General features: G+C 58.6%; 11 protein-coding genes. All 11 read right to left on the bottom strand.

Going from position 1 to position 9,520, the window contains the following annotated elements:
- Nucleotides 1-314: 314 nt before the first annotated feature.
- Nucleotides 315-1,505 carry a DUF3734 domain-containing protein gene (locus ABSE61_RS28990; protein WP_423874590.1) on the bottom strand — a complete coding sequence of 397 codons (1,191 nt, stop codon included), beginning with the start codon at nucleotides 1,503-1,505 and terminating at the stop codon, nucleotides 315-317.
- A 143-nt stretch (nucleotides 1,506-1,648) separates the two neighbouring features.
- Nucleotides 1,649-2,572, bottom strand: coding sequence for an NmrA family NAD(P)-binding protein (locus ABSE61_RS28985; protein WP_423874589.1), 924 nt, complete (start codon nucleotides 2,570-2,572; stop codon nucleotides 1,649-1,651).
- Between the two features lie 214 nt (nucleotides 2,573-2,786).
- Entirely contained in the window at nucleotides 2,787-3,350 is a 564-nt protein-coding gene (locus ABSE61_RS28980; RefSeq protein WP_423874588.1) for a carboxymuconolactone decarboxylase family protein, read from the bottom strand.
- Nucleotides 3,351-3,461: 111 nt separating this feature from the next.
- Nucleotides 3,462-3,788, bottom strand: a complete 327-nt coding sequence (locus tag ABSE61_RS28975; protein ID WP_423874587.1) for a c-type cytochrome — start codon at nucleotides 3,786-3,788, stop codon at nucleotides 3,462-3,464.
- Between the two features lie 11 nt (nucleotides 3,789-3,799).
- Nucleotides 3,800-5,032, bottom strand: coding sequence for a molybdopterin-dependent oxidoreductase (locus ABSE61_RS28970; RefSeq protein ID WP_423874586.1), 1,233 nt, complete (start codon nucleotides 5,030-5,032; stop codon nucleotides 3,800-3,802).
- A 117-nt stretch (nucleotides 5,033-5,149) separates the two neighbouring features.
- Nucleotides 5,150-5,905: an alpha/beta fold hydrolase gene (locus ABSE61_RS28965; protein WP_423874585.1), complete on the bottom strand. Its 756-nt coding sequence runs from the start codon at nucleotides 5,903-5,905 to the stop codon at nucleotides 5,150-5,152.
- 95 nt (nucleotides 5,906-6,000) lie between these two features.
- A complete protein-coding gene (locus tag ABSE61_RS28960; RefSeq protein ID WP_423874584.1) occupies nucleotides 6,001-6,606 on the bottom strand; it encodes a carboxymuconolactone decarboxylase family protein in 606 nt (201 codons plus the stop codon).
- Nucleotides 6,606-7,040, bottom strand: coding sequence for a hypothetical protein (locus ABSE61_RS28955; protein ID WP_423874583.1), 435 nt, complete (start codon nucleotides 7,038-7,040; stop codon nucleotides 6,606-6,608). The genes ABSE61_RS28960 and ABSE61_RS28955 overlap by 1 nt, the downstream gene beginning before the upstream one ends.
- 27 nt (nucleotides 7,041-7,067) lie before the next feature.
- Complete coding sequence (locus tag ABSE61_RS28950) at nucleotides 7,068-8,189, bottom strand: alkene reductase (RefSeq protein WP_423874582.1); 1,122 nt, start codon at nucleotides 8,187-8,189, stop codon at nucleotides 7,068-7,070.
- Nucleotides 8,190-8,286: 97 nt separating this feature from the next.
- The gene (locus tag ABSE61_RS28945) at nucleotides 8,287-8,688 is read right to left on the bottom strand and encodes a nuclear transport factor 2 family protein (RefSeq protein ID WP_423874581.1); all 402 of its coding nucleotides are present in this window, start codon (nucleotides 8,686-8,688) and stop codon (nucleotides 8,287-8,289) included.
- Between the two features lie 48 nt (nucleotides 8,689-8,736).
- The gene (locus tag ABSE61_RS28940; RefSeq protein WP_423874580.1) at nucleotides 8,737-9,456 is read right to left on the bottom strand and encodes a hypothetical protein; all 720 of its coding nucleotides are present in this window, start codon (nucleotides 9,454-9,456) and stop codon (nucleotides 8,737-8,739) included.
- Between the last annotated feature and the right edge of the window lie 64 nt (nucleotides 9,457-9,520).

The raw sequence follows: 9,520 nt of genomic DNA, 5'->3' as shown, positions 1-9,520 counted from the left end.
TGGCCTTGAATACGGCATCAAACTTCTTGCGTGACTTGGTCATATACGTGCTCCATCGGTTGTGACAGAGCAGGACGCTTCACACCTTAACTTTTGGTCTTATTTCCGGGGTCCACTTCAGCCCACTGAGGCGGCTTTAGTCCTCGGCGTTTGGTCGGCCCCTACGCCTCTTGCGATTGTATCACGAGTGTGTATCACTGCCGCAGTCACTGCGCGTGATACTCGTTGTATTTCAACGGATTAGCATCCCAGCTCGCGGAGGTTCGAATCCTCCCGCCCCCAACAATCAGCTGCTCATCGAATCTGGCAGATTTTCATTCTGAACGGGCTGTTGTCTTCCTGTTCTTTTCCGCGTCAGGGTCCTCACCTATCGGGCCGCTCACGCGAACGTCGAACGTGCGCGCTCCCAACTCCGGCGGCATCGGTTCCAGCCACGGCGCTGCCGTCAAGGTTTCACGAGCATCGGATAGACCTTGCGCCCAACGAAGCTCCATTGTCGGCCGGTCGAATTCGTAGTCCTTCGATTGTCCTAGGGCGTGCTCCGGACGATAAATCAGTTCAACAATGTCCATTGTGGTCACGCAGCGGAATTCATCGAGCAAGGCGGTTTCCGGGCCGTTTCTTAGATCGTCGGGTAGCTTCTCCCAAAGCATATTGATGCTGTGGCGCAGATCGTGCTCCCTCCGCAATCTGTCCGTAACAGCCCGCGTTCGGCTGGAGTAGCGGATGTCCTTGTCACGCTCGCCCACGTCGTTCAAATTCTTGGGTAGGGCTCCTCGGGCGGGGAAAAGGTCCACCTGGAAGATGAGATGGCTGCGGCGCGGGTAATACTCGATCACGTGTTGTAGCGGCGTATTGGATACCAGTCCGCCGTCCCAATAGTGCTCGCCATCGATTTCCACGGCGGGAAAGGCCGGCGGAAGCGCGCCGCTTGCAAGGATGTGCTCCGGCCGGATCTCGATCTCCGCGTTGTCGAAGTATACAAAATTGCCCGTCCTGACGTTTACGGCTCCGACGCTGAAGCGAATTTCCTTGGCATTGATGCGGTCGAAATCCACAAGCCGCTCCAATGTGGATTTGAGCGAGTTCGTGTCGTAGTAGCTGGTCGGCGTCCCGCCGAACCACCAGTCGGCTGGCTTTCGCGGTTCGAAGAAGTTTGCCTGGCCGAGAAGCAGCGTATGCATCGCGCTAAATTTCTTTGCGAGGTCGAATGGCAGATCCGCTCCGTTAAAGAGACCGGAAGCCGGTACGGCCCAACTCGCGGGCGTCGTGATCGCGCGCCAAAACTCGCGCAGCTTTTCGACGCGGGTTTGAGGTGAATTGCCGGCGATCAAAGCGGCATTGATTGCGCCGATCGAGATCCCGGCCACCCAGCCCGGCGTATAGTCCGATGAGGCGAGCGCCTCGTAAACGCCGGCCTGATAGCTTCCCAGGGCGCCCCCGCCTTGAAGGACGAGTGCTACCTTCTTCGTGTACGATTCTGGTCGTAAGGTAGCTTGCTTCATTGTCCGTCCTTTGTTTATTGATCGATACAATTCTCCGGGGTGGGCGCCCAAGCGAACTCCCGATCGAGCCTTCAACCAAATTCGAGCTAGTCATCAATCTCGAAACCGCTAAGGCGTTCGGTCTCACGATGTCAGAATCGCTCCTAAGCTTTCGGCATCAGGGTCGCGCCCTGCGCTGCGACATACTTTGTGAACGAAAGTGGTGCTCGGCCAGTAAACTCGAGCACATGATCAGGAATTCTTGGAATCGGATTTGCGCGCAAAGCCACTGATTGTGCGACGAGGTGGTCTGCACCGCGAACATTTGCCTCGCCAGCCTTCGCCGATGCAGCTACTAGCTCCGCGTGCCAGGCCTCAGGCGTCAATTCCTCATATCGGACCGCGAGTCCGGAAATTGAGCTGACGGTGTCCGCGACCTGGGCATACGTCAGACGCTCCACGCCGCCAGCATAAATTGCACGTGTCGAAGCCAGTTTCGGATTCAGTAGAATGTTTGCCGCGAGCGCTCCGACATCTTCACCCGAAATCCATGGTAGAGGGAGATCGCCGAACGAGTTGGCGATACGTGCGTCGGCGCGGATGCCAGGACCGTCGATCAGCGCCACATTTTCCATAAAGAATGCCGCGATACGAAGATGCACGCCTGAAAATCCGGCCCATTCGAAAATCTGCTCGGAAACCCATTGGGCGCGGCCTTGCGGACTCGGACTATCTGGACGCGACGAAGCAAGCGACAGGTCAACGACGTTCTGGAGGCCTTGCTTCCGGCCAGCAGCTGCAAAAAGGCCCGCCGCCTCCGTGAGGCCCGGCGCGACGGGATAGCAGAAATAGGCGGACTTCACACCATCAAGCGCAGCAACAATGCTTGCGTATTTCATGAAATCACCAACGACGACCTCGGCACCCATTTTCTTCAAGACGTCCGCTCTTTGATCGAGACTGCGCACCAGCGCTCGAACGCTGCATCCGTGCTGGATGAGAGTTTCCACCACGGCTCGGCCACTACCTCCTTGTCTGCCTGTTGCGCCAGTAACAAGGACCGGCGTGATGTTTGAGTCGGTCAGCATTTTCTGTCTCCTTACCCACGGTGGGTTTTCCAGTTGTCGGGATCGATGCGCACACGGTGGCCCCGTTGCGGAGCTCGGGCTCAATGCTCAATTCGGCTAGTGGCGAGCACTTACGTGGCGTGTGAGAAAGATCGATATAGCGGCCGAAGCCAAGACAACGCCGATCACCGCGAACGTGTCGCACAAAAACGGCAGCCGCTCGATTTTGCCGAATTCAGGATTCGGGAACCGGTACGTCGAATGTGTTCAAAGTCACCGAAACCAGGCAATACAATCCGACGAGGTAGGACAGTTCAGCGGCACCATGTTGCCCAAATTGCTGGACTGCCGCACGGTATGTCAGTTCGGGTAGAACTCCACCGTTGACGAGGGCCGAGGCGAAGTCATAGGCGACGGCTTCCTCCCGCGAGAGATCAACGGGGCGCTGGCCCGCAACAATAGTCGCCAACTTGTCATCCGACAGTCCGCGATGCTCGGCGACGATCACGTGGGCATAAAGTTCGTAAGCTGACCGAAAATGTGCTCCTGTTACGAGAATAGCGACTTCGCGGACCGCCGCCGGTAAGGATGGCTGGGTCACCATCGCTTTAGTCAACTCCCAAACAGGTTTACCGAATTGCGGTTCGTGCAACCAGGGATTCCATGGTCCCAGTAAAGCCCCATCGTCTCGCACATTGATAAACCCCTGGAAATTTGCGGCGATTCCCTTTCGCATATCGTCGTAGAGGGCTTTCTGGTCCAGATTCAAAGTAGCGGGCGAAATAACTGGCAAGCGCATGTGAGAATCTCCCTATTTGCGACTTTTCGATTAAGCTTCGGACTGAAGGGCGGCGAGCAGTGGCGCTGCGCGGCCTGAAATCCGCTGGATTTGCAAGAAATTCAGTTCGCTTTATTTGGTACCTTTGGTGCGTGTCAGATATTCGACAATCGCCGGGACATCTTTCTCGTCCACCGGAGCTTTGAATATGTGGATCATCTTTTCGGCTTCGGCTTGCCACGTCGCCGTGGGCAACGCTGGTTGGTTGAGCACCATACCGGCCGAGTGACAGGCCAGGCAGTTGTCGTTGACGACGTCTGACCCAGGACCGGAAAACATCGTGCTGCGATCCGGCAGATCAATCGACACCGATTTGAGCGTCAGCGGCGATTGGGCATAAGCGGCGATCTGTATTGCGGCGGCGCTTACCAGTGCAAGGGTAAATATCATGCGCGACATCGGCGATCTCCTCAGGCCACGACGACGGGCGTTGCTTCGATGACGTTGCGCATAAACCCCGACGGATTCCAATTCGCCTGGTCGGGTTGCGCTACGCCGTTGCTGTTGGTGCAGCGAGTCATCAGTGTGTAGTTGCCGCCGGACCGCAAGGTGACCTGAGCCTGCCACTGCCGGAAACTGAACTTGCCCTCGTCCTTGCCAAGCGTGGTCGCCTGCCAGTTCCTGCCGCCGTCGCTTGACAGATCGACACCTGCCACGCCGGTATCGCCGCCGAACGCGATGCCTCTGACCAGCGTCGATTGATTTGGCCGCACGGTCTCCCCGGATCTGATGTTTGTGATGAACGATCGCGGCACCATCTTGTTGATCGGCACCATTTTGACGCCAGTCTGGCCGGGCTTCATGTCAGCACGCGGCGTGTCGGGGATGGTATAGGCGGTCTTGGTCCAGAAATTGTCGTCGGGTTGGTCAAGGACCTCGATGTCGCTGATCGCCTTCACCCAATAGGTGGCATACCAGCCGGGCACGACCAGTCGCAACGGAAATCCGTTGAGAAGCGGCAGCTGCTCCCCGTTCATTGCATAGGCGATCATGACCTCGCCGTCGCGCGCGTGATCGATGTCCAGCGACTTCTTGAAGTCAGGCGCGCCTGAAACCACCGGTTCGTCCAATCCGTTGAGCCGCACCTGAACGGCACCGGCCTTGATGCCGGCACGGTCGAGCACGTCCTTGAGGCGAACCCCCGTCCAGCGGGCATTTCCCATCGCGCCATTTGCCCATTCACCGCCGGCGACACGGGGTTGAAAAAAGCCTCGCGAATTGCCTGAGCACTGATTGACCGCCGCGATCTCGACACGCGGGAGGCTGAGGATATCCTTGATTGATAGGGACAGCACCTGGTTCACATGGCCACGCACCGCTAGTCGGAATTTATCGACGTCGACCTCCGTGGGGATCACCGCCCAATGCCAGCGGACATAGAACTGGTCGTTCGGCGTGAAGACGCCTTTGTCGAAGACCTCAAAAGGCGTTTCGAGCAGGGGTGGGCGCGAGCGCTGCAGAATCATCGAGCCCTTCTGCGGAAAGTCCGTTGTCATCGACCTTGCGTCGGGACCGCCCGGCAACCGCAGATGGACCAGCGTTTCTGCCCAGGCAGGCGCGGTTACCAGCGCGGCACCGGCAGTAACTGCTTGGCCGAGCAGATGTCGACGTGTCAGTGCGTAGCGCGTTGGATCTGGCTTCATTGAGGCTCCCGTTCCGTGTGAGCCTGGACCCGCACAGGCAATCCTGCTCGTCGCTTGTCTCGAACATGCTACGGGACGGCTTGACGACGGTAAGTTCGGCAAGCCGCCGTCCGTTGCCTAGCTGGTGTATCGCGCGGCTTCCACGATAACGTTCGCCACCGCGCGGGGTTGGGACAGGAAGACGGCATGGCTGGCCTTGATTTCGGTCACATGCGCCTTTGCACGCTTGTACATCGACCGCTCCAGGTCGGGATTGATCATCCGATCCTGGGTGGAGACGATTGCAAAAGTGGGCTTCACCTTCCAGGCTGGCTGCTGGCTGATCGCTGTACCAAAAGCCTTGGCGGCAACGGGCATTTGCGACAACGCGAGGAACTCTCCTTCTGCCTTCGGCAAGTCGCCAGCAAAATCGGCGGCGTAGACGGCCGGATCCAGAAATAGGAAACCATCCTTGGACGGTGCAATTCCCGTCGAAGCGGACGGGGTCTTCTCAAGCAACCCGCCAAGAACCTCGCCCGTATCGGGGGCAAAGGCGGCAACGTAAACGAGCGCGGTTACTTTCGGGTGGTTTCCGGCCTCGGTGATGACGGCGCCGCCATAGCTGTGCGCGACCAAGACCACAGATCCGTCTTGACGATCGAGGATACGGCCGGTCGCTGCAACATCGTCCTCGAGCGAAGTCATCGGTTGTTGCACGATGGCTACCTTATAGCCGTCCTTGATAAGGATGTCGGCGACTGGTTTCCAGCCCGAGCCATCGGCGAAGGCGCCGTGGACCAGCACAATGGTCTTCGCAGGGGCCGCCATGTCGGAGGCGCCTGCCAGCGCGATGGGCGAAGCAGCAGCGGATAGCGGGGCACTGATATTGGTCATGGAGTCTTTCCTTTGAGCCGGCAGCCGCCGGCGGTTCTTTCGAAATGGAATCGGCGCCGGTCGGCTGTCCGCGCACCGAGATGCGACTTGAAATCTCATGATAAGGCCGTGCCGGCCTCAACCCGTTCCCTAGGGGACAAGGGCGCCGTGACATCGAAGCCGTTAAGCGAGGTCGAAACAAAGGCATAAACCCCGACGAGGTAGACGAGCTGCGCTGCGCCCAGGTCGCCGAAGGCAGCAACGGCACGACGCCAGGTCGCTTCCGGCAACGGACCACCTCTGCAAAGCAAATAGGCCACGTCGAACGCGATACCTTCGTCATCGGAGAGTTCAGAAGGCTTCTCGTTTGCAACCAGCGTCGATATCTTGGCGGCCGACATGCCTAGCCGCTCAGCCACGGCGGTATGAGCGTAGATCTCGTAAAGCGCTTGATGGAAGCCGCCGACAACCAGGATCGCGACTTCTTTGACGTTGGCGGGCAACGTCGCAAGTGCGTTAACCGCCTTGGTCAGTTCCCAAGAAGCTTTCCCGACCGCGGGATGATGCAGTGAGGCGTTCCATGGCCCGATCATAGACCCGTCATCGAGCGCGGTGCTGAACGCGCTGAATCCACTCGCGATACCGGCGCGCATATCGTCGTAGAGGTCTTTCTGAATCGGATCGAGCGCCGATGGATGGATCAACGGAAGGCGAATCACCATCACCGCTCTCCAAAAACTGACGAATCGATCTTGCCTCTCAGGCGGCGCCCAAGCTCGGCGGAATATGCAATCACCTGCTCGTAAGGCCGGTGAAAGAGCTGGATATTCTCGATGGCTCCGGCGGCATCGAACGCCAGGATCGTCGTTCCGGCGATATCGCTCCCCAGGAATTTTCCTTCCCATTCGAGGCACGTACGCAATCCCGCACTCGTCTCATGGGTGAAACGAATGGTATCGTACATGGAGCGTGACGCTTCGAAGAAATGCCATACTCCCTCGGGACCGACAATCGGTTGGCTGGCGATCGATGTGTCGAGGATGACATCACTCGCGAACGCGGCCGCAAACGCTTCCTCCGTTGGACGCCTTACGATCTCGAACCAGGCGTGGCCCGGCGGGTCGCCGGCCGTGACTTTTTCAACGTTTGCAGTCATGAGAAACTCCATCGAAAAGATGCACTGTTACGCCGCACTGGCAGTAGTGGCGCGAAGCGCCGGATAGTCGGTGTATCCGTGCGCGCCGCCGCCATACGAGGTCGACCGGTCAAACGCGTTCAGCGGCATGCCAGCCCGTATGCGCTCGGGTAAATCCGGGTTAGCGATGAACATCCGACCGAAGGCGACGGCATCGGCCAAGCCGCGCTCAACTGCCACAACGCCCATTTCGGGGGTGTACCCGCCGGCGGTGATAACCGGGCCATGGTACAGGTGCCGGAACAGAGTGGCGTTGTCGGCACTGTCGATACTCGCGTCGTCAGCGATCCCAGCGGATGAGGCGCGAGGCTCGATCAAGTGCAGGTAGGCGAGATCGCGCTTGCTGAGTTCAGATATCACGTAGCCGAAATGAGGCACGGTATCGCTGTCGCTGAGGCCGCCGAGATTACCGTGCGGCGAGAGGCGAACCCCGACCCGATCCCTGCCGATGTCGTCAGCGATGCCATCAACCACCTCAAGCAGGAGTCTTGTGCGGTTCTCGATGTTTCCACCATAAGCGTCCTCGCGCTTGTTGCTGCCGTCCTGCAAAAACTGGTCGAGAAGGAAGCCGTTGGCGCCGTGGATTTCGACGGCGTCGAACCCGGCGGCGCGCGCATTCTTGGCGGCTTGGCGAAAATCGGCGACGATCGATGGAAGTTCGCTTGTTTCCAGCGCCCGAGGCGTCTCATAGGGGACTTGTTCAGATGTTATCGTATAGGCATTGCCAGGCGGTGTGATCGCCGATGGCGCGACAGGCAGACTTCCGTCGGGATTGTAGGAAGAGTGCGACCAGCGGCCATGGTGTACGATTTGCAGCACGAAGCGTCCGCCCTGCGCATGTACCGCTGAGGTTACGAGCCGCCAGCCCTCGATCTGTTCCGAGGAGTGGATCCCAGGCATCTGCGGGTAGCCGTGGCCTTGAACACTGATGGCGGTGGCCTCTGTGATATTTAGCCCGGCGGAGGCGCGCTGACCGTAATATTCAGCGTTCAGGGCGTTGGGCACGCCACCAGGGCCGGCTCGCATGCGGGTCAGTGCCGGCATGACGATCCGGTTGGGAAGGTTAAGGGCGCCGAGCTTGAGCGGCTTGAAGAGAATATCGTTGGACATGATTATAACTTTCCAAGAAACGAGCGTTAGCCAAGTGCTATGGCGTCCGCGGTCTAGCTAAAGATGTTCACTCTTCCGACCTAACAGCGTGCGGCCGTTATGCAGGAAACTCCGTGCCGAACATGGGCAGACCGCTTTGCGACTCTGCGTTGGTCGCTTCGTCCTGCAGGACGTCCCAATGCTCCGCACGCAGGCCATCAGCGATGCGCACGACGTCGGCAGCGATCCAACTACGCGGTCTCCCATGACCCGAAAATCGACCGTGGACGATCGCAAGGTGCTTTTCACTCACGATGGCACCGTGTTGATATCGCAGCGTCGAAGGTGCGCTTTTGATAAGATTGAAGAGGCCGTCGCGTCCCGGTGCGATATGGGCGCTGTGTTGACTGTATTTCGGCGACCAATATCGCTCGGCAGCCTGGTAGTCTCGCTTGTTGAAGAGCGCATCGAATGCTTCAAGGACCAGTGCTTTGTTGGTCTCTTCGATCGTCTTTGGCATTTCCGTGTTCCCTTTGCGAGCTAAGCATCTTTGCGGGTCAGGGGCAGGTTAGCTGAAAGTCAGGTCGCCGAAGTCGAGCGAAACGAGCAGCGGCTCGGGTACCTTCTGCATCGCTGTGTCATAGGCGTAGATCCGGCGCGTGGTCGGCATCTTGATGCCCTGAAAATTCCTGTAGTTGGTGGTGTAATTCGCACCGGTCGCGCCGCCCAGAATGTCGACCGTATAGTCATGCCGACGCATCAGACCATCGGGGCCGAAATGCGTGATCTGTGTCTTGTTGTGGCTGGCAATATGATCAGGGAAGGTGACCTTCAGGCGACGCCACACCTCGCCATTCTCGCGCCAGGGCTCGATCTCCTCGCTTTCGAAGCCGGGATAGGTGTAGAGGAAGGGCAAGGTGAGGTAGGTCCACAGCGCCTCGCTCGCGAAATAGGCGACGTGGAATTTGTCCCACGGCGTTTCGAACGTCTGGCCCGCGTAGGCTGCCTCAGGATCGTCGCGGCTCTCGACGACGGTTCCATCCAGCGACTCGAGCACCAACCGGTCGGGTACGAATACACTTCGACGGTCGGGCGCTGTAAAAGGCGTGATCGTCAACCGCTCGCTGTGGGTGTCGATCTCAAAAATCTTGTCGGTGAGTAGCCCCGGCTGCTGCTTTGCGTACCAAATAGCGCCGTCGACTGACAGTTCGGCCTTGAGCGTCGTGAAATCGTTCCAACGGTCGAGGCCGCCGTGGGCATCGAGAGCCATAGTCAAAAGGTCGTTCATCCGTTTTTCCTCTTCGAGAATCTTTGGTGGAACCCCGACACGATCGACCGTGATCGTGCGGATT

Source organism: Bradyrhizobium sp. (genome assembly GCF_049519115.1).
Taxonomy (GTDB): domain Bacteria; phylum Pseudomonadota; class Alphaproteobacteria; order Rhizobiales; family Xanthobacteraceae; genus Bradyrhizobium.
This window is presented reverse-complemented; position numbering and strand designations above follow the sequence as displayed.

Coding starts and splice junctions, on each gene's coding strand:
- ABSE61_RS28965 (WP_423874585.1), bottom strand. CDS start 5,905: ATGACCAATATCAGTGCCCCGCTATCCGCTGCTGCTTCGCCCATCGCG.
- ABSE61_RS28955 (WP_423874583.1), bottom strand. CDS start 7,040: ATGACTGCAAACGTTGAAAAAGTCACGGCCGGCGACCCGCCGGGCCAC.
- ABSE61_RS28970 (WP_423874586.1), bottom strand. CDS start 5,032: ATGAAGCCAGATCCAACGCGCTACGCACTGACACGTCGACATCTGCTC.
- ABSE61_RS28945 (WP_423874581.1), bottom strand. CDS start 8,688: ATGCCAAAGACGATCGAAGAGACCAACAAAGCACTGGTCCTTGAAGCA.
- ABSE61_RS28950 (WP_423874582.1), bottom strand. CDS start 8,189: ATGTCCAACGATATTCTCTTCAAGCCGCTCAAGCTCGGCGCCCTTAAC.
- ABSE61_RS28960 (WP_423874584.1), bottom strand. CDS start 6,606: ATGGTGATTCGCCTTCCGTTGATCCATCCATCGGCGCTCGATCCGATT.
- ABSE61_RS28990 (WP_423874590.1), bottom strand. CDS start 1,505: ATGAAGCAAGCTACCTTACGACCAGAATCGTACACGAAGAAGGTAGCA.
- ABSE61_RS28975 (WP_423874587.1), bottom strand. CDS start 3,788: ATGTCGCGCATGATATTTACCCTTGCACTGGTAAGCGCCGCCGCAATA.
- ABSE61_RS28985 (WP_423874589.1), bottom strand. CDS start 2,572: ATGCTGACCGACTCAAACATCACGCCGGTCCTTGTTACTGGCGCAACA.
- ABSE61_RS28980 (WP_423874588.1), bottom strand. CDS start 3,350: ATGCGCTTGCCAGTTATTTCGCCCGCTACTTTGAATCTGGACCAGAAA.
- ABSE61_RS28940 (WP_423874580.1), bottom strand. CDS start 9,456: ATGAACGACCTTTTGACTATGGCTCTCGATGCCCACGGCGGCCTCGAC.